The organism is Streptomyces sp. NPDC044003 (genome assembly GCF_056435185.1).
The window spans coordinates 892,155-914,426 of record NZ_JBWKFA010000002.1 but is presented as its reverse complement, the minus strand read 5'-3'; the positions used below and the strand labels follow the sequence as shown (position 1 = coordinate 914,426).

Below are 22,272 nucleotides of genomic sequence, written 5' to 3'. Positions count from 1 at the left end.
TCTAGGCGCGGTGGGCGGTCGGTCGTACCAGTAGGGCACAGGTCAGGGCGGCGAGCACGGCGGCCGCTCCCCCGGCGGCCACCGGGCCCGCCACCGGTTCCACGGTCTGCGCCGCCGCCGCGAGCAGGCAGACGGTGGCGGCGCTGAGCACCGCACCGAAGGCCTGGAGCAGCAGCCCGAGCCAGAGCACGGTCCCGATCAGGAGCAGGGTGAGCAGGCGCGGGAGGGTCGGCCAGGGCGCCCCCGGCCAGACCAGGGTCGCGGCGAGCGCGAGGGCGAGGAGCACGGTGAGGTAGCCGCCGAGGCAGAGCACGAGGGTGCCGGTGACGGCCCGGCGGAACTCGCGGGCGGTGGTGAGGGTCCGCAGCCGGGTCAGGCTCCCGTCCCGGAAGCGGTGCAGGAGCCATTCGGCGGGGCCCATCGAGAGGGTGAGCGCGATGACCGCCCCCGCCCCGCTCACCAGCGTGTCGCCCACGCCCGCGTGGAGGACGAGAAGGCCGCTGCCGAGGCCGAAGAGGCCGTACGGGAGGGAGGCGGCGCGCGGGGGTCCGCCCCGGCCCGCCGCGCCCCGGCGCAGACCGGGGCGGAGGACGAGCCCGGCGAAGACGACGGAGGCGGTGAGCGAGGCGAGGAGCAGTGCGGCGCGCAGGGCGTCCGGCAGGTCCCAGCGGAAGGCGGGGACGGCGCCGGTGAGCGGCAGCAGGGCGCAGAGCAGGGCCCGTTCGCGGCCGAGGACGAGGAGCACGGTCGCGGCGGCGAGGTAGAGCGACTGTCCGGCGGCGAAGACGGCTGCGGGGGTCTCGCCGGGCGCGGCGCTCGCGAGGGCGACGGCCGTCCCGGCGAGGGCGCCGGCCGGGGCGCCGGTGAGGAGGGTGCGGGCGGCGGCGGGCCGGTCGCCGAGCCCGAGCCAGGTGTACGCGCGGTGGGAGAGGGCCTGGTTCCACACCCAGCCGGTGACGGCCCCGGCGAGCAGCGGGATCGTCCCGGCGGGGAGCCCGAACCGGCCGTGCCCGCCGGCGAGCAGCGGTGCCGCGAGCACGTACGCGAGGCCGGGGAGCGCGAAGACCAGCCCGCGCAGCAGACAGCCCGCGAGCTCGCCGTACCAGGCGCCGGAGGGTGGCGCCGCCGGCTCGGGGTGGCGCCGCTCCACGCGCGCGTAGAGGTCCTCGGCGAGGGAGAAGGAGTCGGCGCGGCCGTAGGTGAGCCGGATGTGCTCGTCGGTCATGCCGTCGGACTCGAGGATCGCGGCGATCTCGTCCGGATGCACGGCGACGGCGACGAACCCGTCGAGCCGCCGCGCGAGTTCGTCGAGCGGATCGGCGGCGAGCTCGGCTCCGGCGGGGGGCGGCGGGTGCGCGGCCGGCTGCCGTGGGCGTGGGATCGCCGGAAGGGGGGTCTCCGTCTTCGGGGCTTTCAGCCAGAGGGAGCCGCTCATGCCGGGGTGCCTCCAGGGACCAGGGCCGGGGTGGTGCGGCGCGGGGAGGGGATTCTCAGGCGGAGGGGTTCCTGGGGCGGCAGCGGGGCCGGGCGGGCGCCCGCCAGTTCGCGGTAGATCCGGCGGAAGCCGTCCACCGAGCGGTGCAGGGTGAACTCGTCGATCACCCGCTGCCGGGCGCGGCGGCCGAGTTCGGCGCGGCGGGCGCCGTCCCGGAGGAGCGCGGAGACGGCGGCGGCCATGACGGCCGGTTCGCGGGGCGGGACGACGATCCCGGTGTCGCCGACGGCCTCCCGTACGCCTCCGACGTCCGTGGAGACGGTGGCGCGGCCGCAGGACATGGCCTCGATGAGGGAGAAGGGGAAGCCCTCGCTGATGGAGGAGAGCATGACGACGCTGCCGGCCGCGTAGGCCGAGGGGACGTCGCTGATCCGGCCCTCGAAGGACACCCCGTCGGTCACGCCCAGTTCGGCGGCGAGCTTCTCCAGACGGGTCAGGTAGTCCTCGTTCCCGGCCGGGACCGGGCCGAACAGGCGGAGCCTGAGCGGGGGGAGTTCGGCGCGGCAGATCGCGTACGCCCGGATCAGGGTCTCCAGGTCCTTGATGGGGTCGACACGGCCGCACCAGCTGAGGGTGGGGGTCTCGGGCTCGGGTCCGGCCTCGGGGAAGAGGGCCGGGTCGACGCCGTTGTAGACGGTGCGGATGCGGTCGGCGGGGGCTCCGCCGCGCTCCTCCCAGCGCCGGTTGTACTGGTTGCAGGGGGTGATGAGGTCGGCCTTGCGGTAGCCGAGGGTGTTGAGCTCGCGGTAGAAGCCGAGCATCAGGGCCTTGACGGGCCAGCGTTGCGCTTCGGTGCGGTAGCCGAGGTAGCGCTCGCGGAGGTAGATGCCGTGTTCGGTGAGCAGGAAGGGCACCCCTTCGAAGTGCTGCGCGGCGAGGGCGGGCAGCGTGGCGAGACCGCTGGAGACGGCGTGCGCCACGCCACCGTCGGCTATCCGGGCGGCGAGCGGGCGCAGGGCGTGTTCGAGCAGGTCGGTGGCGGTGAGCGCGTCGTGGACGGTGGGCCGGGCCGCGAGCGTGGGCAGGTGCGGCATGGTCCAGATCCACATGAGGGAGCGCAGGGCCGGCTCGGAGCGGAGGGCGGCGGTCAGCCGTCCCTGCCGGGCGAGTTCGGCGAGTTCGTACAGGCCGGTGCCGAAGTCGCAGCCCGCCTCGGGGTCGAGGAGGGCGAGCAGGAGGCGCTCGTACGCGTCGAGGAAGCGGCGGCGTTCGCGCCCCCGCAGGGGCCGGCGCACGGCCGGACCCTGCGGAGGGCCCCACAGGGGGTACGCGGTGTGCCGGGTGACGTTGGGCGGCAGCTCCCAGGTGACGGGTTCGCGGCCGCTGCCGGTGAGGGCGAGGATCTCGAAGTCGACCTCCGGCATGCCACGGACGAGCTGGTCGCACCAGGTGCTGACGCCGCCGTGGACATGCGGGTAGGTGCCTTCGGTGAGCATGGTGACGTGACGGCCACTGCTCGGCATGAGCGGGTTCCCCCCAGGACGTGCTGGTCAGGCGTCAGGCGGTCGGGAGCGTGAGGGTGAGGGCGGTCTGGAGCAGTTCGGGCGTGGTCCAGGCGGAGCGGGTGCCCGCGTAGGGCGTGCCGAAGGCGGTGGTGCCGAGCAGGAGCTTCTTGCGGGTGCCCTCGGGGGCGGTGACGGGCGCGGTGACGCCGGAGGGCGCCTTGATCGTGACCGTGGTGCCGATGCGGTAGGCGGTGACCTTTCCGGCGGCTACGGCCTGGTCCCAGGCGGCGCGGCGGCCCAGTTCGGTGCCGACGTCCTTCTGGGCGGGGTTCACCAGGGGCGCGTTCGCCGCGAACAGGGCCCGGTAGTCGGCGAGTACGCGGTCGAGGACCGGGTAGAGGAGGCGCTCCTCGGCGAGGTTGGACTGGTGCACGTAGTGCGGCCGGGGGTCGTTGCCGAGGACGTGGGAGAGGGCGGTGCGGGCTTCCTGCGGCACGATGTGGTCGGCGTAGCCGGTGGCCGTGGGGAGCGGGGCGGGCAGGCAGGTGGAGGCCGGGTTGGACTCGCAGATCCCGCTGCCGCCGTCGGCGCGGGAGGTGTAGATCCAGTTGTACTCATCGGCCATCTCGGCGGCGGTGCCCACGTTGTAGTAGACGTTCATCGGGTGGCGGGGCACGGTCTTCGCGGCGCCGGTCCCGACGGCCCGCTGCTGGGGCTCGCGGGAGTTGTCGCTCGCGGTCCACTTCACGCCGTTGTCGGCGAGGGCGCCGGCGAGGTTGGGATTGTCGACGGGCTGCTGGGGCAGGGTCTTCAGGCCGGAGTGCTCGCCGGTGACGAGTTCGGAGCGGTCGACGGAGATGCCCTTGCCGACGGCCCAGTTGTGGTTGTCGCGGATCTGGCCGGCGATCTCGGAGCGGCTGACCCAGAGGGTGTTGCCGGCGGTGTCCTTGGCGCACTGCCAGGGGACGACGGCGTTGTCCTGGACGCAGCCGAGGAAGGGGTGGGTGTAGGTGTGGTTGATCCACCGGTACTGGGCGCGGTCGGCGACGAGCCGGTCGGTGAGCGCGTCGGTGCCGCCGTGCTCGGTCTTCCACTGCTCGCCCTGGCCGCCGTTGTAGACCATGTCGAGCGTGAAGCCGGAGGCCTTCTGCCAGGCGGCGGCGTACTGGGCGTCGGCGGCGGTCATACGGATCGGGTCGACGCCCTCGCCGTCGTCGCCGACGCAGTCGAAGTCGCCGGGGGTGCAGTTGAGCGCGGGGTCCCAGCGGGCGTCGGGGGCGAAGACGTCGTCGACGTGGACGGAGAGGTAGTTGCGGCTCTGGCCGAGGTGGACGCCCTGGGTGAGCCAGTCGACGATGCCGCGGGCGAGGGCCCGGAACTGCCGCTGGTACTGGTTGTAGGCGAAGGTGACGACGAGTTCGCGGCGCCCGTCGGTGGCGTACTCGCCGACGAGGCTGGCGCGGCCGCCGCCGTCGACGGGAATGTCGAGGTAGCTGGTGTAGCCGGTGCGGGGGCGGCCGGCGTAGCCGTAACTCTCGGCGATCGTCGGGTCGTTGTCCTCGAAGGTGAGGGCTCCGGCGAGGTACCGGAAGGGGCCCGCCCGGCCGGCGGTGGTGACGCCGGCGGTGGTCCCGTCGAGGACGCCGGACCAGCCGCCCTGGTCGGTGTAGTCGAGGCCGACGCCGGGGTGCGACCAGGTGTAGGCGTCGACCTGCGGGATCCCGAAGGTCCGCTCGTACGCCTGGAGGGCGGTGGCCTCGGCCGAGTCGGGGCCGAAGGCGCTCTCGTGGGGCAGGACGACGCCCTGGTACCTGGCGCGGGGCCGCCCGTCGACGGTGTCGCTGAGGAAGGCGGTGTCGAGGACCGGCCGGTTCGGGTCGTTGAGGTCGATCCTGCGGTACGGGACGCCGGAGCCCTTCAGCTCGGCGGTGATCGCCCCGACCGCGCTGCCGCCGTCGTCGACGACGAGGACGGTGAGGTCCACGCGGGGCGCGGTCGCGGCGACCGCCTGCGCGGAGGGGACGACGGTGGCGAGCAGCGCGGCGGCGGCGAGGGCCGCGATCTTGCCCGTACGAGGCGCGATGCGGGCGCCGGCGGCGGTGCGGGGCGCGGTTCTGGGCGTACGGATTCGGCCGGAGTCCATGGCGGGTGTCCCCCCTCGACGGGCCCCGCCCGAACCGGCGGAACGCGTGGAGATGTCGCAGATGAGGCGAAGAACGGTGTGTCGTCCTTGCGTGAATGAGGCGAGTGTGGCCGGGCGACAGAGGCCGGAAGGGTAAACATGAAAGAGACACCACGGATGAGTGAATCCCCGCCGCCGTGAGCGAACCGGGTGAGCGAGCGTAGGCTCGTTCTCGGCGCTCTCCGGGCCGAAATACGATGCGGCGGGCACGGTCGGCCCATCCCTCGACCGCCACAGAACTCAATGGAAGCGAGATTTCACCACCGTGACTGCTCTCACTCTCAGCACTGCCGGCGCGGCGACGCTGCGCGCCGACGCCCTCGTCGTCGGCGTCGCGAAGTCCGGGAAGACGCTGGTCGTCGCCCCGGGCGCCGAGGCCGTCGACAAGGCCTTCGACGGCCGGCTCGCCGCCGTCCTGGAGACCCTGGGCGCCTCGGGTGCCGAAGGTGAGGCGACGAAGCTGCCCGCCCCCGCCGGTCTCAAGGCTCCCGTCGTCCTGGCCGTCGGCCTGGGCGAGGCCCCCGAGGACGGCGCGTCCTTCGCCGGGGAGACCCTGCGCCGCGCCGCCGGCACCGCCGCCCGCACCCTGACCGGCTCGAAGAAGGCCGCGTTCGCGCTGCCGATCGCCACCGCCGAGGACGCCGCCGCCATCGCGGAGGGCGCCCTGCTCGGCGCGTACGCCTACGACGCGTACCGGGCATCCAATGACGCCAAGGACGCGAAGAAGCCCCTCGCCGAGGTGGCCCTGCTCGGCGCCAAGCCGCGCGACAAGGCCTTCAAGGCCGCCGCCGAGCGCGCCCAGGCCGTCGCCGAGGAGATCAACCGCGCCCGCGACCTGGTCAACCAGCCGCCGAACGACCTGTACCCGGCGACCTTCGCCGCCGCCGTGCAGGCCGCCGGCAAGGAGCACGGCCTCAAGGTCCAGGTCCTCGACGAGAAGGCGCTCACCAAGGGCGGCTTCGGCGGCATCCTCGGCGTCGGCAACGGCTCCGTGAACCCGCCGCGCCTGGTCCGGGTCGCCTACACCCACCCGAGGGCGGAGAAGACCCTCGCCCTGGTCGGCAAGGGCATCACCTACGACTCGGGCGGCATCTCCCTGAAGCCGGCCGGCCACAACGAGACGATGAAGTGCGACATGGCCGGCGCCGCCGCCGTGTTCTCCACCGTCGTCGCCGCGGCCCGCCTCGGCCTGGAGGTCAACGTCACGGGCTGGCTCGCCCTCGCGGAGAACATGCCGTCCGGCTCCGCCACCCGCCCGGGTGACGTGCTGAGCATGTACAGCGGCAAGACCGTCGAGGTCCTGAACACCGACGCCGAGGGCCGGCTCGTCCTCGCCGACGCGCTGACCAAGGCCTCCGAGGAGCACCCGGACGCGATCGTCGACGTGGCGACCCTGACCGGCGCCATGGTCCTCGCCCTCGGTGACCGCACCTTCGGCGTCATGGCCAACGACGACGAGTTCCGGACCGCGATCCACGAGATCGCCGAGGAGGTCGGCGAGCAGTCCTGGCCGATGCCGCTCCCCGCGGACCTGCGCAAGACGATGGACTCCCCCACCGCCGACATGGCGAACATGGGCGTCCGGATGGGCGGCGGCCTGGTCGCCGGTCTCTTCCTGCAGGAGTTCGTGGGCGAGGGCATCACCTGGGCCCACCTGGACATCGCGGGCCCGGCCTTCCACGAGGGCGCCCCGTACGGCTACACCCCGAAGGGCGGCACCGGCTCCTCGGTCCGCACCCTGGTGAAGCTGGCCGAGCGCACGGCGGCCGGCGAGCTCTGATCCACCCCGTGACAGGGAAGGCCCCGGGCTCCGCGCCCGGGGCCTTCCCTGTTCGCCGACGACGAAATCCGTAGGTTCGTCCGTGCCCGTGACCCCGCCGTACGGACGATCGGCCGTCTCAGACCACGGCCCCGCGTCCCGTCGTCCGTCAACAAGTGCGAAGATGGGTTCTCGGCAGGACAGGGCCCCCACCACAGGGCCGAAATAAAGCGGCCGGACACCAGCCGCCGCCAGGTCGTCGACGACCGGCGACGAGCGCACATGCATGGAGGACGTGACGTGGCGAACGACGCCAGCACCGTTTTCGACCTAGTGATCCTCGGCGGCGGTAGCGGCGGTTACGCCGCGGCGCTGCGCGGAGCGCAGCTGGGCCTGGACGTCGCACTGATCGAGAAGAACAAGCTCGGCGGCACCTGCCTGCACAACGGCTGCATCCCGACGAAGGCCCTGCTCCACGCCGGCGAGGTCGCCGACCAGGCGCGCGAGGCGGAGCAGTTCGGTGTCAAGGCCTCTTTCGAGGGCATCGACATCAAGGCCGTGCACAAGTACAAGGACGACGTGATCTCGGGCCTGTACAAGGGCCTGCAGGGTCTCGTCGCCTCCCGCAAGGTGACCTACATCGAGGGCACCGGCCACCTGTCCTCCCCGACCTCCGTCGACGTGGACGGCCGTCGCGTCGAGGGTCGTCACATCCTCCTGGCCACCGGTTCCGTGCCGAAGTCCCTGCCCGGCCTGGAGATCGACGGCAACCGGATCATCTCCTCGGACCACGCGCTGACCCTGGACCGCGTCCCGGAGTCCGCGATCATCCTGGGCGGCGGCGTCATCGGCGTCGAGTTCGCCTCGGCGTGGAAGTCCTTCGGCACCGACGTCACGGTCATCGAGGGCCTGAAGCACCTGGTCCCGGTCGAGGACGAGAACAGCTCGAAGCTTCTTGAGCGCGCGTTCCGCAAGCGCGGCATCAAGTTCAACCTCGGCACCTTCTTCCAGTCCGCCGAGTACACCGACAGCGGCGTCAAGGTCACCCTGGCCGACGGCAAGACCTTCGAGGCCGAGGTCCTCCTGGTCGCCATCGGCCGCGGCCCGGTCTCCGCCGGTCTCGGCTACGAGGAGCAGGGCGTCGCGATGGACCGCGGCTACGTCCTGGTCGACGAGTACATGCGTACCAACGTGCCGACGATCTCGGCCGTGGGCGACCTCGTCCCGACGCTCCAGCTCGCGCACGTCGGCTTCGCCGAGGGCATCCTCGTCGCGGAGCGCCTGGCCGGTCTGAAGACCGTCCCGATCGACTACGACGGTGTGCCCCGGGTGACGTACTGCCACCCCGAGGTCGCCTCCGTCGGCATCACCGAGGCCAAGGCCAAGGAGATCTACGGCGCGGACAAGGTCGTCGCCCTGAAGTACAACCTCGCGGGCAACGGCAAGAGCAAGATCCTCAAGACCGCGGGCGAGATCAAGCTCGTCCAGGTCAAGGACGGTGCCGTGGTCGGCGTCCACATGGTCGGTGACCGCATGGGCGAGCAGGTCGGCGAAGCACAGCTGATCTACAACTGGGAGGCGCTGCCGGCCGAGGTCGCGCAGCTCATCCACGCCCACCCGACGCAGAACGAGGCGCTCGGCGAGGCCCACCTGGCCCTGGCCGGCAAGCCTCTGCACTCCCACGACTGACGCTCACGTCATCACAGGGCGCGACGACCACTTTCCGCAATTCGTTAGGAGCAACTGAAACCATGTCGGTTTCCGTAACCCTGCCGGCGCTCGGCGAGAGCGTCACCGAGGGCACCGTCACCCGCTGGCTCAAGGCCGAGGGTGAGCGTGTCGAGGCCGACGAGCCGCTGCTCGAGGTCTCGACCGACAAGGTCGACACCGAGATCCCCGCCCCCGCCTCGGGCATCCTGGCCTCCATCAAGGTCGCCGAGGACGAGACGGTCGAGGTGGGCGCCGAGCTCGCCATCATCGACGACGGCACGGGCGCCCCGGCCGCCGCTCCGGCCCCCGCCGCCGAGGCCGCCCCGGCTCCGGTCGCCGCCCCGGCGCCGGTCGTCGAGGCCCCGGCCGCTCCGGCCCCCGTGGCCGAGGCTCCGGCCGCCGCCCCCGCCGGTGCCGTCCAGGGCACCGACGTCGTTCTGCCGGCGCTCGGCGAGTCCGTCACCGAGGGCACCGTCACCCGCTGGCTGAAGTCGGTCGGCGAGACCGTCGAGGCCGACGAGCCGCTGCTCGAGGTCTCCACGGACAAGGTCGACACCGAGATCCCCGCCCCCGCCTCCGGCGTTCTCCTGGAGATCGTCGTCGCCGAGGACGAGACCGCCGAGGTCGGCGCCAAGCTGGCCGTCATCGGCGCCGCGGGTGCCGCTCCCGCCGCCGCCCCGGCCCCGGCCGCTCCGGCCCCCGTCGCCGCTGCCCCGGCTCCGGTCGCCCCGGCCGCCCCGGCTCCGGCCCCCGCGCCGGTCGCCCCGGCCGCCCCGGTCGCCGCTCCGGCTCCGGTCGCCGCCGCCCCGTCGATCGCCCCGGCCGTCGTGACCCCGGTCCCGGCGACCCCGGCTCCGGCCGCCCCGGCCGAGGACGGCGCGTACGTGACCCCGCTGGTCCGCAAGCTCGCCACCGAGAACGGTGTCGACCTGGCGTCCGTCAAGGGCTCCGGCGTCGGCGGCCGCATCCGCAAGCAGGACGTCCTCGCGGCCGCCGAGGCCAAGAAGGCCGCCGCTGCCGCTCCCGTCGCCGCTCCGGCCGCCGCCGCGCCGAAGACCCCCGCCCTGGAGGTCTCCCCGCTGCGTGGCCAGACGGTCAAGATGACCCGCATGCGCAAGGTCATCGGCGACAACATGATGAAGGCGCTGCACGGCCAGGCCCAGCTGTCCTCGGTCGTCGAGGTCGACATCACCAAGCTGATGAAGCTGCGCGCCCGCGCCAAGGACGCGTTCGCGGCCCGTGAGGGCGTCAAGCTCTCCCCGATGCCGTTCTTCGTGAAGGCGGCGGCCCAGGCGCTGAAGGCCCACCCGGTCATCAACGCCCGGATCAACGAGGCCGAGGGCACCATCACGTACTTCGACTCGGAGAACATCGGCATCGCCGTGGACTCCGAGAAGGGTCTGATGACCCCGGTCATCAAGGGTGCGGGCGACCTGAACATCGCCGGCATCTCCAAGGCCACCGCCGAGCTGGCCGGCAAGGTCCGCGGCAACAAGATCACGCCGGACGAGCTGGCCGGTGCGACCTTCACCATCAGCAACACCGGTTCGCGCGGTGCGCTGTTCGACACGATCATCGTGCCGCCGAACCAGGTCGCCATCCTGGGCATCGGTGCCACGGTCAAGCGTCCGGCGGTCATCGAGACCGCCGAGGGCACCGTCATCGGCGTCCGCGACATGACCTACCTGACGCTCTCCTACGACCACCGTCTGGTGGACGGCGCCGACGCCGCCCGCTACCTGACGGCCGTCAAGGCGATCCTGGAGGCCGGCGAGTTCGAGGTCGACCTCGGTCTGTAAGGCACGGCGCCGAAAGGCAACGTAACGAGCCTCACCTGCGGCGCCCCCGCCCGGAAGTGTTTCCGGACGGGGGCGCCGCCGTATTGTCTAAGGGTCAACACTCCCCGAGGAGCCGCTTCATGACCGTCCCCGTCGTCCACTCGCTGCGCGAGCAGATCCGCGAGCACATCGTGGAGGGGATCGTCAGCGGCCGCTGGAAGCCGGGCGAGCGCATCGTGGAGCGCCGGATCGCGACCGAGCTGGAGGTCTCCCAGACCCCGGTCCGCGAGGCGCTGCGCGAGCTGGAGTCGCTGCGGCTGATCGAGTCGGCGCCCAACAAGGGCGTCCGGGTCCGCAACCTCACCGCGGCCGACCTGGAGGAGAGCTACCCCGTACGCGCCGGTCTGGAGCAGATCGCGGCCGAGCTGGCGGCCGGGCGGCTCGCGGCCGACTGCTCGGCCCTGGAGCCGCACGTGGCGGCCCTGTACGAGGCGGACGCGGCCATGGACGGTACGGCGCAGGTCCGGCACACGGTGGCCTTCCACCGGGAGCTGGTGAAGGCGGCCGGGAACGGCGTCCTGCTGCACACCTGGGAGACGCTCGGCATCGAGGTCTTCACGGCCCTGTCGATCCGCTGGCTGGGCACGGTCCAGAAGTCGTACGCGGAGGAGCACCAGGAGCTGGTGGAGGCCTTCCGGCGGGGCGACCCGAACATCGGTGCGCTGGTGAAGGCGCATGTTCTGGGCTGCGCGCCGCGAGCCTGAGCCACACCTGTACGCACAGTGAGCGGGCCCGTACCGTCGACGGGCCCGCTCATTCGTGCGCGCGCACCCTCAGACAACCGGCCTCACCTGCGAAAACAGGACAGAAAACAAGGCACCGGGTGCCCGTTTCCCTGGCACCCTGTGCCTACTTTCTCGATCTGAAGAGGTTTTCACCTTCAACCCTTTGATCGATCATCGATCGCCGGTTTACAGTCTTCGGCGGGCCGTCACCCGGCCCTTCGCCCTGTCCTGCCAGACATGGCCCCATCTCCACCCCCTACCCCTGTCCGGAAGGCGGCGATCATGACCGATCCCGTAGGCAAGATTCCGAGCGAGCTCGACCAGCTCCCGGACCGTGACACCGAGGAGACCGCCGAGTGGGCGGCCTCCCTGGACGCCGTCACCAAGGCCGCCGGCCCCCACCGGGCCGCCTACCTGATGCGCCGCACCCTCCAGCACGCCGAAGGCGCGGGCCTCGCCCTGCCCAAGCTCCTGGAGACGGACTACGTCAACACCATCCCCACCTCCGCCGAGCCCTCGGTCACCGAGTTCGGCGGCGACGAGGAGATGGAGCGGAAGATCACCGCGTGGAACCGCTGGAACGCGGCCGCGATGGTCACCCGCGGCTCCAAGCACGGCGTCGGCGGCCACATCGCCACCTTCGCCTCCGCGGCCTGGCTCTACGAGACCGGCTTCAACCACTTCTTCAAGGGCAAGGAAGCCGACGGTTCCGGCGACCAGCTCTACATCCAGGGTCACGCCTCCCCCGGCATCTACGCCCGCGCCTTCCTCGACGGGCGCCTGAACGAGGCCCACCTCGACAACTTCCGGCAGGAGTCCGGCGGCAACGGCCTGCCCTCCTACCCGCACCCGCGCCGCCTCCCCTGGCTGTGGGAGTTCCCCACCGTCTCCATGGGTCTGGGCCCGCTCTCCGCGATCTACCAGGCGCGCTTCAACCGCTACCTGACCAACCGCTCCATCAAGGACGTCTCCGCCTCGCACGTGTGGGCGTTCCTCGGTGACGGCGAGATGGACGAGCCCGAGTCGACCGCTGCCCTCGCCCTGGCGGCCCGCGAGGGTCTGGACAACCTGACCTTCGTCATCAACTGCAACCTGCAGCGCCTCGACGGCCCGGTCCGCGCCAACTTCAAGATCGTGCAGGAGCTGGAGGCCCAGTTCCGCGGCGCCGGCTGGAACGTCGTGAAGTCGCTGTGGGGCAACGCCTGGGACGAGCTGTTCGCGCTCGACACCACCGGCGCCCTCGTCCGCCGCCTCCGCGAGGTCCCGGACGCGCAGGTCCAGACGTACCAGACCCGCGACGCCGCCTACATCCGCCAGGACTTCTTCGGCAAGGACCCGGCGCTCGTCGCGATGGCGCAGCTGCTCAGCGACGACAAGATCCTCGAGTGCTTCCACCTCTCCCGCGGTGGCCACGAGCCGCGCAAGGTGTACGCCGCGTACAAGGCCGCCCTGGAGTTCAAGGGCGCGCCGACGGTCATCCTGGCGCAGACCGTCAAGGGCTTCACCCTGGGTGAGGGCTTCGCGTCGAAGAACGCGAACCACCAGATGAAGAAGCTGACGACGGACGAGTTCAAGAACATGCGTGACCTTCTTGAGCTGCCCATCTCGGACGCGCAGTTCGTCGACGGCCAGGTGCCCTACGGCCACCCGGGCGCCGACTCCCCCGAGGTCCGTTACCTCCAGGAGCGCCGCGCGGCGCTCGGCGGCCCGGCCCCGGCCCGCCGCACGCACCCGCTCGCCCCGCTGCCGGCCCCGGCCGACAAGGCCTTCGCCGCCTTCGACAAGGGCTCCGGCTCGCAGTCGATGGCCACGACGATGGCGTTCGTGCGACTGATCAAGGACCTGATCCGCGACAAGGAGACCGGCAAGCGCTGGGTCCCGATCGTCCCGGACGAGGCCCGTACCTTCGGTATGGAGTCGCTGTTCCCGTCGCTCGGCATCTACTCGCCGAAGGGCCAGACGTACGAGCCGGTCGACCGCGACCAGCTGATGTACTACAAGGAGGCCGTCAACGGCCAGATCCTGAACGAGGGCATCACCGAGGCCGGCTCGATGGCCGACTTCATCGCCGCGTCCACCGCGTACTCCACGCACGGTGAGGCGATGATCCCCTTCTACATCTTCTACTCGATGTTCGGCTGGCAGCGGACCGCCGACCAGATGTGGCAGCTCGGTGACCAGCTCGGCCGCGGCTTCCTCGTCGGCGCCACGGCCGGCCGTACGACCCTGACCGGTGAGGGCCTCCAGCACGCCGACGGCCACTCGCCCGTCATCGCGGCGACCAACCCGGCGGCGCTGACGTACGACCCGGCGTTCGCGTACGAGGTCGCGGTCATCGTCAAGGAGGGTCTGCGCCGGATGTACGGCGAGGCCGCCGAGGGCGAGGACCAGAACGTCTTCTACTACCTGACGGTCTACAACGAGCCGATGCCGCAGCCGGCCAAGCCGTCCGGGATCGACGAGGGCATCGTCAAGGGCCTCTACCGCTTCAACACGGCCGAGTCGGCCGGCCTGGAGCTCCCGGCGAACGCCTCCCGCATCCAGCTGCTCTCCTCCGGCACGGCCATCCACTGGGCCCTGGAGGCGCAGAAGACGCTCGCCGAGGAGTGGGGCGTGGCCGCCGACGTGTGGTCCGCGACCTCCTGGACGGAGCTGCGCCGCGACGCCCTGGAGGCCGACGCGGCCCTCCTGCGCGGCGAGGAGCAGGTGCCGTACATCCGCAAGGCCCTGGAGGGCATCGACTCCCCGGTCCTCGCGGTCTCCGACTACATGCGCCAGGTCCCCGACCAGATCGCGCAGTGGGTCGAGCAGGACTACACCTCGCTGGGCGCCGACGGCTTCGGCCTCTCGGACACCCGCGAGGCGGCCCGCCGCCACTTCGGCGTCGACGCCCAGTCGATCGTCGTCGCGGCCCTGGCCCAGCTGGCCCGCCGCGGCGAGGTCCGGGCGACGGCCGTGAAGGAGGCGCGCGAGCGCTACGGCCTGTAAGGGCCTCCGATCGTCCGAGGGGCCGCTTCCGTACGCACATACGGAGGCGGCCCCTCGGCGTACGTACGGCACTCTTGTTCGCATGCGTGCCGCCCGCCTCATCAAGATGGTCCTGCTCCTCCAGAACCGGCCGTCCATGACCGCCGCCGAACTCGCCGCCGAACTGGAGGTGTCGGAGCGGACCGTCACCCGGGACGCCGTCGCCCTGTCGGAGGCGGGGGTGCCGGTGTACGCGGACCGGGGCCGGGCCGGTGGGTACCGGCTCGTCGGCGGATACCGGACGCGGCTCACGGGGCTGGCGCGCGGTGAGGCGGAGGCCCTGTTCCTGTCGGGACTGCCGGGCGCGCTGCGGGACATGGGCCTGGAGGACGCGGCCTCGGCGGCCCGGCTCAAGGTGTCGGCGGCGCTGCTGCCCTCGCTGCGGGACGCGCACGAGTCGGCGGCGCGGCGCTTCCATCTGGACGCCCCCGGCTGGTACCAGGAGCCGGAGACGCCGGAGCTGCTCGCGCCGGTGGCCGAGGCGGTGTGGGACGACCGGTGGGTGTCCGCCCGCTACCGGCGCGGTGACGGCGCGGAGGTGGAGCGGGAGCTCCAGCCGTACGGCCTCGTCCTCAAGGCCGGGGTCTGGTACGTGTGCGCGCGCTCGGGGTCCTCCGTCCGCACGTACCGGGTGGACCGGTTCACGGCGGTGGCCGTGGGCGAGGAACGCTTCGACCGGGACCCGGACTTCGACCTGCCCTCCTTCTGGGAGGAGCGGGCGGCCGAGTTCGCCCGGTCGATCCTGCGCGCCGAGGTCGTCGTACGGCTGACGGAGGCGGGGGCGCGCAGGCTGCCGTACGTGACGGACCGGGCGGCGGCCGAGGAGGCGCTCGCGGCGGGGACCGCCGAGGACGGCCTGGTGCGGGTGGTCCTCCGGGTGGAGAGCGAGGAGGTCGCCTTCGGCCAGCTGCTGGGTCTCGGCCCGGAGGTGGAGGTGCTCGCCCCGGCCGCGCTCCGGGAGCGGTTCGCGGAGGCGGCCCGGGGCATGGTGGAGCGCTACCGGTAGTCGGCCACGTCCGGCGTCCCGGTCTCGCCCGCGACGATGAAGCCCCAGGCGTCGGGCTGCGAGCCGTCGGCGTCGGTGAAGCCGTACTCCTTCGCCAACTGGCCGCTGGAGAGGGACTGTCCGGTCCAGCGGTGCCGGTCGGGGTCGGCGGCGAGGGCGGCGACGGCCCGGCCGACGTACACCGGGGACTCGGAGATGCCGAAGTCGGGGAGCTTCTCGGTGGCGTCGCGCCAGTTCTCCTCGGTGACGCCGAAGCCGGCGAGCATCTGCTCGGACCTGAGCCAGCCGGGGGTGACGGCGACGGCCGTCCCGCCGTACTCCGCCAGCTCCTTGGCGAGCCCGAAGGCCATCCGGATCGGGGCGTTCTTGGTGAGGTCGTAGTAGAGGTTCTCGCGGAAGCGGGTGTCGTTGTACGCGGCGGTGCCGTCGGTGACCTCGACGACGAGCCCGCCGGGGTTGCGGATCAGCAGCGGGACCGCGAGGTGCGAGGTGATGGCGTGGGTCCGTACGCCGAGTTCGAGCATCCGGAGGCCGCCGGCGAGGTCGTTCTCCCAGGTCTTCTTCCCGAAGGAGACCAGGTGCTCGCCGCCCCAGACGTCGTTGACGAGGACGTCGAGCCGGCCCTGCTCGCGGTCGATCCGCTCGACGAGGGCCCGGACCTGCTCGGGTTCCAGGTGGTCGGTGGGGACGGCGATGCCCTCGCCGCCGGCGGCCGTCACCAGTTCGGCGGTCTCCTCGATGGTCTCCGTGGCGCGGCCGACCTCGCTGATCTCCTCGCGGGTGGTGCGGCCGGTGACGTAGACGGTGGCTCCGGCCGTGCCGAGCTGGACGGCGATGGCCCGTCCGGCGCCCCGGGTGGCCCCGGCGACCAGGCAGATCCGTCCGTACAGGGGTGCGGTTTCAGTCGTCATGGACGTCACCCTGTCAGGAAAACACGACATCTTCTGTCCGGATTCATTTCGGGCTTTCCGGGTGCGTCGGACTCCCCGAGCCACGATGCTGGTGCCGTGATGGACGAGACCGAGTTCTGGGAGCTCATCGACGCCACCCGCGAGGAAGCCGAGGGCGACCCCGAGGAGCAGGCGGATCTGCTCGTGGAGCGGCTGACCCGGCTGGACCCCGACTCGGTGCTCGACTACGCGCGCCATTTCGAGGCCCGGTTCAACCGCGCGTACCTCTGGGATCTGTGGGGTGCCGCGGCGGTGCTCTTCGACGGGGCGGGCGAGGAGACCTTCGACTCGTTCCGCTGCTGGCTGATCGGCCAGGGCCGGGAGGTGTACGAGGGGGGTGTGCACGATCCGGACGCGCTGGCGGAGCTGATCGGCGACTTCGACGTGGAGATCGACGGGGACGGCGAGGAGATCGGCTTCGCGGCGGACGAGGCGTACGAGGCGCTGACCGGGGCCGAGACCCCCGACCTGGGCATTCCGATGCCGGGCGGGGAGCCCTTGGGCGCCCCCTTCGACCTGGAGGACGACGACGTGCTCGCGTCCCGGTTCCCCCGGCTGTGGGAGCGCTTCGGGACGGTGTAGATCCCGGGGGCGGGGCCCCCGGGACCCGTCCGGATCAGCCCAGCTGCAGCCGGGGGTTCTCCTGGCCGAGGATCATCTCCGTGCGGGGCTTGAGCGCCGGGAAGAGCTGCTCGGGCTGCGGGATCGCCCAGTACTTGCCCTCCGCGACCATCTCGAAGACCCGCTCGGCGTGCTCCTCGGGCGTGAGGCCGTGCTCGTCGGCCATCGCCTGGAGCCGGTCGTTGAAGGCCGCGATCTCCGGCGGGGCGGTCTCCCCGGGCCTGGCGGCCTTGAAGATCTCGCTCTTGACCGAGCCGGGCGTCACGACGGACACCTGGATCGGGGCGCCCTTCATCTGCATCTCGTAGTGCAGGGACTCGGTGAGGGCGAGCGTGCCGAACTTGGTGACGCTGTACGGGGCCATCAGCGGGCTCGGCAGCAGGCCGCCGATCGACGAGACGTTGACCACCCGGGCCTTCTCGCCGCGCTCCAGCATGCGCGGGACGAAGGCCCGGATGCCGTTGACGTACCCGCCGATGTTGATCCGGAGCATGGCGTCCCAGCGCTCGGCCGGGATCTCCCAGGAGTAGCCCATGGCCATGATCCCGGCGTTGTTGACGAGCAGGTCGACGGCGCCGTGACGGGTGTACGCCGTGTCGGCGAGGGCCTCGACGGAGGCGGGGTCGGCGACGTCGGTGACGACGGCGGTGACCTCGGCGCCGGTGGCGGACAGCTCGCCCGCGAACTCGGCGAGCCGTTCGGCGGCGATGTCGGCGAGGACCAGCTTCATGCCGAGCCCGGCGGCGTGCCGGGCGAGGCCGGCGCCGATGCCGGAGGAGGCTCCCGTGATGACGGCGGTGCGGCCGTGGAAGACCTCGGCGGCGGTCATCAGAAGTGGGTCCCGCCGTCGATGCGGACCTCGGTGCCGGTGATGAACCTGCCGTCCTCGGAGGCGAGCATCGCGACGACGCCGGCGACGGTCTCGGGGCCGGCGAAGCCCTGGCCGAGGGCGGGGGCGAGCTTGGCGAAGAGGGACCAGTCGGTGTCCTCGGGCAGGCCGGGGCCCTGGGACTGCTTGGAGGCGCCGGAGCCGTCGGTCATGCCGGAGGAGATGGAGCCGGGCTGGACGGCGGTGAAGCGGATGCCCTGCTTGGCGTACTCGGCGGCGAGCGCGTGGGTCATGGACTGGATGCCGCCCTTGCTGGCCGCGTAGGCCGCCATGTAGGGGTGGGCGAACATCGCGGAGGTGGAGGAGAAGTTCACGACGGCGGAGTCGTTGCCCTCCAGGAGCGCCGGGATCGCCTCGCGGATCACGAGGAAGGTGCCGGTGAGGTTGATCCGGATCACCTGCTCGAAGGAGTCCAGGCTCGTCTCGTGGGTGTGCGAGGAGCGCAGGATGCCGGCGGCGTTGACCAGGACGTCCAGGCCGCCGAGCGCCTCGACGGCGGCGGCGACGCCGGCCCGTACGGAGGCCTCGTCGGCGATGTTCACGACGACGGTGGTGAGGCGGTCGGCGGCCTCGCCGGCCTTGGCGACGGTGTCCTTGAGGCCGTCCTCGCTGATGTCGGCGGCGACGACGCGGCCGCCCTCGGCGAGCATGCGCAGGACGGTGGCCTGGCCGATGCCGGAGCCGCCGCCGGTGATGAGGGCGCGGCGTCCTTCGTAACGAGTCAGCTGGTTCATGTCGACAACCTCTCGATGTCAAGCTTTCCGGGGATGCCGCCACCGTACGCCCGAGTGGCACGTTTTGCCACACCTGCACGTCATGCACGTTCGGCAGTCGCAGGCGTACGCTTCGTGGAGTGAGCACCAAGCCCGAGGGCGCCACGCCCCCCACCCCCTCCCTGACGGAGCGCCGCAAGGCCGCCACCCAGCTGGACATCGCCCGCGCCGCCGCCGAGCTCTTCACCGAGCGCGGCCCCGACGGCACCACGGCCGAGGACATCGCCCAGCGGGCGGGCGTCGCCCTGCGCACCTTCTACCGCTACTTCCGCTCCAAGCAGGACGCCGTCGCCCCGCTCCTCGCGGGCGGCGCCGACCGCTGGCGGGAACTCCTCGCCGCGACGGGACCGGCCGCGGGCGTGCCCGCGGCCCTGGAGCGCTCGATCGCCGACGCGCTCACCCCGGAGACCGAGGCCGACGCGGAGGGCCTGCGCTGGACGCGCGGGCTGCTGCGTGCCGCCGCCGAGGACCCCGCCCTCCGGGCCGTCTGGTACCGGGTCAACCAGGAGTCCGAGGAGCGGCTGCGCGAGGTCGTCGCCGGGCTCGCCGGACCGGACGCGGACCCGCTGGAGGTACGGCTCGCGGCGGCGGCGGCCACCGACGCGATCCGGATCGCCCTGGAGAGCTGGGCGGAGACCGAGGCACCGGAGCGCGGGGAGGGCGCACCGGCCGCGCTCGCGGTGCGCTGCCTGCGGGAACTCATGGGCGGGATGCGGCTGCTGCGGGACGCGTCAGCCGAGTAGCGACCGGGTGGACAGCGCCCTCGCGGGCCCTCAGGCGAGCAGCGAGCGGCCCATGAGGACGTCGTCCACGTACGCCCCGTCGAGCAGTATCTCCCCCGGCAGTACGCCCTCGACCGCGAAGCCCTCCGAGGCGTAGAGCGCGCGGGCCGGCGCGTTGTGCCCGAGGACCCGCAGGGTGATCCGGACGGCGCCCTGCTCCCGGGCCCGGTCCATGGCCGCCCGCAGAAGTGCCCGGGCGACCCCTCTGCCCCGAGCGGACTCGGCGACGGCGAGGCCCTGGATCTGGCGGACGTGAGCGGTGACGGCGAGCGGGGTCGGCGGCGCCACCCGGACGTAACCGACGACCGCCCCGCCGACCTCCGCGACCAGGTAGTGCTCGGGCAGGTGGCGCTCGTCGAAGAAGGGCGCGCCCGGCTCCGGGGCGGGCTGCACGGCGTGGAGGGTCGACCAGGTGGTCCGGTCGAGCTCCGAGAGCACGGCGTCGTCCTCAAGGACGGCGGTACGTATGCGTATCTGCGTCTCCGGCACGATCATGACGGCCACTGTGCCACGCGCCGCTCGGGGAGGGCAGGATGGTGACCATGCAGCGTTCCGCCACTCGCAAGCGCGTCGCCGTCACCGGCGCCTCCGGGCTCATCGGCTCGGCCCTGGTCCGCTCCCTGCGCACCGACGGCCACGACGTCCTCCGCCTCGTCCGCCGCCCGGCCCGGACCGCCGACGAGGTCGAATGGGACCCCAAGCGGCTGTACGTGGACGCCGCCGGGCTCGTCGGCGTCGACGCCGTCGTCCACCTGGCGGGCGCCGGCGTCGGCGAGCGCCGCTGGAACGAGGCGTACAAGAAGGAGATCCGGGACAGCCGGGTCCTCGGCACGACGGCGATCGCCCAGGCGCTCGCCTCGCTCGCCGACCCGCCGGAGACGCTGGTCTGCGGCACGGCACTCGGCTGGTACGGGGACACCGGCACGCGCGCGGTGGACGAGAGCGCCCCCGCCGGCACGGGCTTCCTGCCCTCGGTCTGCGTGGAGTGGGAGGCCGCGGCCGCCCCCGCCGAGGAGGCCGGCATCCGGGTCACCTACGCCCGCACGGGCCTGGTCGTGGCACGCCGAGGCGGCGCCTGGGGACGGCTCTTCCCCGTCTTCCGCGCCGGGCTCGGCGGACGGATGGGCGACGGCCGCCAGTACTGGTCGCACATCTCCCTCCACGACGAGGTGGCCGCCCTGCGCCACCTCGTCGACACCCCGTCCCTCTCGGGTCCCGTGAACCTGACGGCCCCCGAGCCCGTCACCAACCGCGAGGTGACGGCGGCGATGGGCCGGGTGCTGCACCGCCCGACCCTCTTCACCGTCCCCGCGCCCGCCCTGAAGGTGGTCCTCGGCGACTTCGCCCAGGACGTGCTGGGCAGTCAGCGGGTGCTGCCGGGGCGGCTGTTGGAGACCGGTTTCGATTTCGCCTTCCCGACGATCGACGAGTCGATCCGGGCGGCGCTGCGCTGACGCCCCGTCCCCGAGGTGCGCTCCCCCGTGCTGCGTGCACCCCGCCGCGCGCGGGCCGACTTCCGCACGGCCCCTGCCTAGGCTCGACGCCCACCGTTCGATACGAACGCGAACTCGGGCATTCCGGGGGCCTGTTGGGGGCATAAGGCCTCCCACCGGCGGCGCCGACCTGGGGAGGGGAACGTGCTCAGTACCGCAACCAGCGCACAGCACAGGGACGTCGTGGAGGCCGTCGACGTCGTCATCGTAGGAGCCGGGATCGCGGGGCTCGCGGCCGCGCGCCGGCTGACCGGCGCCGGGCTCGCCGTCGCCGTCCTGGAGGCGGAGCCGCAGGTCGGCGGCCGGATGGCCACCGACCACGTCGACGGCTTCCTGCTCGACCGGGTGGGCCCGCTGCTCACCCTCTCGCCCGAGGAACTACGGGCCACGCCCGGGCTGTCCGGGCTCGCGCTGCGCCCGTTCGCTCCCGGGGTGCTCGTCCACAGCGACGGGCGGTACGCACGCTGGGGCGTCCCGCACCCGCGCCGGGCGGGCGGCCACCGGGGCGGCGGGGTCCACCGGGGCGTGGGGGGAGCGTTCAGCGTGGCGCGCGCCCTCGCGAGCGCCCCCCGGAATCCGGCCGCCTCGCTCGACCAGGCGCGGCTCGGCGCGTCCCTCGTCCGGCTCGCCGCGACGCCGACGCAGCGCCTCCTCGCCCGGCCCGAGCGGACCGCCCGGGAGGCCCTGACGGCCCGGCTGCCCGCCCGGACGGTCCAGGGGGTGCTGCGGCCGCTGCTCGCCGCGCTCCTCGCCGACCCCGACCTCGCCATGTCGAGCCGTCAGGCGGACCTGGCGCTGCGGGCCTTCGCCCGGGGGCGGCCGGCCGTCCCCGAGGGCGGTTCGGCGGCGCTCCCCGAGCGGCTCGCCGCCGCGCTGCCGCCGGGCACGGTCCGGACCGGCGTCCGGGTCACCGACATATCGGTCTCCCGGGTCACGACGGCCGAGCACGGGGTCATCGGCTGCCGCTCGGTCCTCCTGGCGACGGGTGCGCGGACGGCGGCGTCCCTGCTGCCGGGCCTGCGGGTCCCCAACTTCCACCCGGTGACCGTCCTCCACCACACGGCCCCCGTGGCGCCGTGCGGGGACCCCACTCTCCTCCTGGAGGCGGACCCGGGCGGGCCGGTGGCGCACACGGCGGTGATGAGCACGGTGGACCCGGCGCGGGCGCCGGGAGGCCGGCCCCTCATCACCTCGACGGTCCTCGGAACTCCCCCGGACGACACGGAACGCCGCGTCCGCAAACACCTGGCCACGCTCTACGGCACGTCGACGGACGACTGGGAACTCCTGGCCTTCCACCACACCCCGGAGGCGGTCCCGGCGATGCGGCCCCCGCACGACGCGCACCGCTCGGTGCGGCTGCTCGCGGGGCTGTACGTGTGCGGCGACCATCGCGACACGAGCACGGTCGGCGGGGCGCTGGCGTCGGCCCACCGCGCGACGACGTCGCTCCTGACGGACCTGGGCGTCCGCGCCCCCGTGGAGGAACCGAACGCAGCGGCCTGACCGCCACCCGCTGTGGCCGCCGCTCCGCCGGGGCGGCGCCCCCGCCCACCCCGCGGCGGGCCCTCGTCCCG

Annotated in this window: 17 protein-coding genes; 10 read left to right on the top strand and 7 right to left on the bottom strand. The window is 72.9% G+C overall.

From position 1 onward, the window contains the following. Window position 1: 1 nt before the first annotated feature. From AC07AW_RS10785 to AC07AW_RS10775, 3 genes are read right to left on the bottom strand one after another with little or no spacing between them, the layout of a single operon-like run. Window positions 2–1,435 (bottom strand): hypothetical protein, encoded by a 1,434-nt coding sequence (locus AC07AW_RS10785; protein ID WP_478815078.1) that lies wholly within the window; start codon window positions 1,433–1,435, stop codon window positions 2–4. Then, entirely contained in the window at window positions 1,432–2,958 is a 1,527-nt protein-coding gene (gene pelF / locus AC07AW_RS10780; RefSeq protein ID WP_478815077.1) for a GT4 family glycosyltransferase PelF, read from the bottom strand. Before pelF ends, AC07AW_RS10785 begins: the two co-directional genes overlap by 4 nt. A 34-nt stretch (window positions 2,959–2,992) precedes the next feature. Beyond that, the gene (locus AC07AW_RS10775; RefSeq protein ID WP_478815076.1) at window positions 2,993–5,083 is read right to left on the bottom strand and encodes a hypothetical protein; all 2,091 of its coding nucleotides are present in this window, start codon (window positions 5,081–5,083) and stop codon (window positions 2,993–2,995) included. A gap of 304 nt (window positions 5,084–5,387) precedes the next feature. Here AC07AW_RS10775 and AC07AW_RS10770 point away from each other — a divergent pair, with 304 nt between their 5' ends. The 6 genes from AC07AW_RS10770 to AC07AW_RS10745 all read left to right on the top strand — a co-directional run bounded on the left by AC07AW_RS10770 (window position 5,388) and on the right by AC07AW_RS10745 (window position 15,187). Continuing rightward, window positions 5,388–6,902 (top strand): leucyl aminopeptidase, encoded by a 1,515-nt coding sequence (locus AC07AW_RS10770; RefSeq protein ID WP_478815075.1) that lies wholly within the window; start codon window positions 5,388–5,390, stop codon window positions 6,900–6,902. Between the two features lie 279 nt (window positions 6,903–7,181). Beyond that, window positions 7,182–8,570: a dihydrolipoyl dehydrogenase gene (gene lpdA / locus AC07AW_RS10765; RefSeq protein ID WP_189802175.1), complete on the top strand. Its 1,389-nt coding sequence runs from the start codon at window positions 7,182–7,184 to the stop codon at window positions 8,568–8,570. Between the two features lie 62 nt (window positions 8,571–8,632). Continuing rightward, complete coding sequence (gene sucB, locus AC07AW_RS10760; RefSeq protein ID WP_478815074.1) at window positions 8,633–10,390, top strand: 2-oxoglutarate dehydrogenase, E2 component, dihydrolipoamide succinyltransferase; 1,758 nt, start codon at window positions 8,633–8,635, stop codon at window positions 10,388–10,390. Between the two features lie 119 nt (window positions 10,391–10,509). Continuing rightward, window positions 10,510–11,133, top strand: a complete 624-nt coding sequence (locus AC07AW_RS10755) for a GntR family transcriptional regulator (protein WP_041128868.1) — start codon at window positions 10,510–10,512, stop codon at window positions 11,131–11,133. A gap of 303 nt (window positions 11,134–11,436) precedes the next feature. Then, window positions 11,437–14,142, top strand: coding sequence for a pyruvate dehydrogenase (acetyl-transferring), homodimeric type (gene aceE / locus AC07AW_RS10750; protein WP_478815073.1), 2,706 nt, complete (start codon window positions 11,437–11,439; stop codon window positions 14,140–14,142). A gap of 82 nt (window positions 14,143–14,224) precedes the next feature. After that, complete coding sequence (locus AC07AW_RS10745; RefSeq protein ID WP_478815072.1) at window positions 14,225–15,187, top strand: helix-turn-helix transcriptional regulator; 963 nt, start codon at window positions 14,225–14,227, stop codon at window positions 15,185–15,187. Here AC07AW_RS10745 and AC07AW_RS10740 read toward each other — a convergent pair. Next, window positions 15,178–16,098, bottom strand: a complete 921-nt coding sequence (locus AC07AW_RS10740) for an SDR family oxidoreductase (protein ID WP_478815071.1) — start codon at window positions 16,096–16,098, stop codon at window positions 15,178–15,180. The genes AC07AW_RS10745 and AC07AW_RS10740 overlap by 10 nt on opposite strands. A 99-nt stretch (window positions 16,099–16,197) precedes the next feature. On the opposite strand from AC07AW_RS10740, the gene AC07AW_RS10735 reads away from it, so the two are divergent. Next, the gene (locus tag AC07AW_RS10735) at window positions 16,198–16,719 is read left to right on the top strand and encodes a DUF4240 domain-containing protein (protein ID WP_478815334.1); all 522 of its coding nucleotides are present in this window, start codon (window positions 16,198–16,200) and stop codon (window positions 16,717–16,719) included. Window positions 16,720–16,753: 34 nt separating this feature from the next. Here AC07AW_RS10735 and AC07AW_RS10730 read toward each other — a convergent pair whose 3' ends face one another. Beyond that, window positions 16,754–17,587 (bottom strand): SDR family NAD(P)-dependent oxidoreductase, encoded by an 834-nt coding sequence (locus tag AC07AW_RS10730; RefSeq protein WP_478815070.1) that lies wholly within the window; start codon window positions 17,585–17,587, stop codon window positions 16,754–16,756. Beyond that, window positions 17,587–18,381 carry an SDR family NAD(P)-dependent oxidoreductase gene (locus tag AC07AW_RS10725; RefSeq protein WP_478815069.1) on the bottom strand — a complete coding sequence of 265 codons (795 nt, stop codon included), beginning with the start codon at window positions 18,379–18,381 and terminating at the stop codon, window positions 17,587–17,589. Before AC07AW_RS10725 ends, AC07AW_RS10730 begins: the two co-directional genes overlap by 1 nt. 119 nt (window positions 18,382–18,500) lie before the next feature. Between AC07AW_RS10725 and AC07AW_RS10720 the strand changes: the two genes are divergently transcribed. Continuing rightward, a complete protein-coding gene (locus AC07AW_RS10720) occupies window positions 18,501–19,163 on the top strand; it encodes a TetR/AcrR family transcriptional regulator (RefSeq protein ID WP_478815068.1) in 663 nt (220 codons plus the stop codon). A 30-nt stretch (window positions 19,164–19,193) separates the two neighbouring features. Here the strand turns inward: AC07AW_RS10720 and AC07AW_RS10715 are convergent, their stop codons facing one another. Then, window positions 19,194–19,697 (bottom strand): N-acetyltransferase family protein, encoded by a 504-nt coding sequence (locus tag AC07AW_RS10715; RefSeq protein WP_478815067.1) that lies wholly within the window; start codon window positions 19,695–19,697, stop codon window positions 19,194–19,196. A gap of 38 nt (window positions 19,698–19,735) precedes the next feature. Here AC07AW_RS10715 and AC07AW_RS10710 point away from each other — a divergent pair, with 38 nt between their 5' ends. Beyond that, entirely contained in the window at window positions 19,736–20,656 is a 921-nt protein-coding gene (locus AC07AW_RS10710; protein ID WP_478815066.1) for a TIGR01777 family oxidoreductase, read from the top strand. 183 nt (window positions 20,657–20,839) lie between these two features. After that, the gene (locus AC07AW_RS10705) at window positions 20,840–22,201 is read left to right on the top strand and encodes an NAD(P)/FAD-dependent oxidoreductase (RefSeq protein ID WP_478815065.1); all 1,362 of its coding nucleotides are present in this window, start codon (window positions 20,840–20,842) and stop codon (window positions 22,199–22,201) included. Window positions 22,202–22,272: the final 71 nt, after the last annotated feature.

Excerpts from the sequence above, each read along its gene's own strand:
- pelF (WP_478815077.1), bottom strand. The coding sequence starts at position 2,958 with ATGCCGAGCAGTGGCCGTCACGTCACCATGCTCACCGAAGGCACCTAC.
- aceE (WP_478815073.1), top strand. The coding sequence starts at position 11,437 with ATGACCGATCCCGTAGGCAAGATTCCGAGCGAGCTCGACCAGCTCCCG.
- AC07AW_RS10775 (WP_478815076.1), bottom strand. The coding sequence starts at position 5,083 with ATGGACTCCGGCCGAATCCGTACGCCCAGAACCGCGCCCCGCACCGCC.
- AC07AW_RS10735 (WP_478815334.1), top strand. The coding sequence starts at position 16,198 with ATGGACGAGACCGAGTTCTGGGAGCTCATCGACGCCACCCGCGAGGAA.
- AC07AW_RS10740 (WP_478815071.1), bottom strand. The coding sequence starts at position 16,098 with ATGACGACTGAAACCGCACCCCTGTACGGACGGATCTGCCTGGTCGCC.
- AC07AW_RS10715 (WP_478815067.1), bottom strand. The coding sequence starts at position 19,697 with ATGATCGTGCCGGAGACGCAGATACGCATACGTACCGCCGTCCTTGAG.
- AC07AW_RS10725 (WP_478815069.1), bottom strand. The coding sequence starts at position 18,381 with ATGAACCAGCTGACTCGTTACGAAGGACGCCGCGCCCTCATCACCGGC.
- AC07AW_RS10755 (WP_041128868.1), top strand. The coding sequence starts at position 10,510 with ATGACCGTCCCCGTCGTCCACTCGCTGCGCGAGCAGATCCGCGAGCAC.
- AC07AW_RS10710 (WP_478815066.1), top strand. The coding sequence starts at position 19,736 with ATGGTGACCATGCAGCGTTCCGCCACTCGCAAGCGCGTCGCCGTCACC.
- AC07AW_RS10785 (WP_478815078.1), bottom strand. The coding sequence starts at position 1,435 with ATGAGCGGCTCCCTCTGGCTGAAAGCCCCGAAGACGGAGACCCCCCTT.
- sucB (WP_478815074.1), top strand. The coding sequence starts at position 8,633 with ATGTCGGTTTCCGTAACCCTGCCGGCGCTCGGCGAGAGCGTCACCGAG.
- AC07AW_RS10730 (WP_478815070.1), bottom strand. The coding sequence starts at position 17,587 with ATGACCGCCGCCGAGGTCTTCCACGGCCGCACCGCCGTCATCACGGGA.
- AC07AW_RS10745 (WP_478815072.1), top strand. The coding sequence starts at position 14,225 with ATGCGTGCCGCCCGCCTCATCAAGATGGTCCTGCTCCTCCAGAACCGG.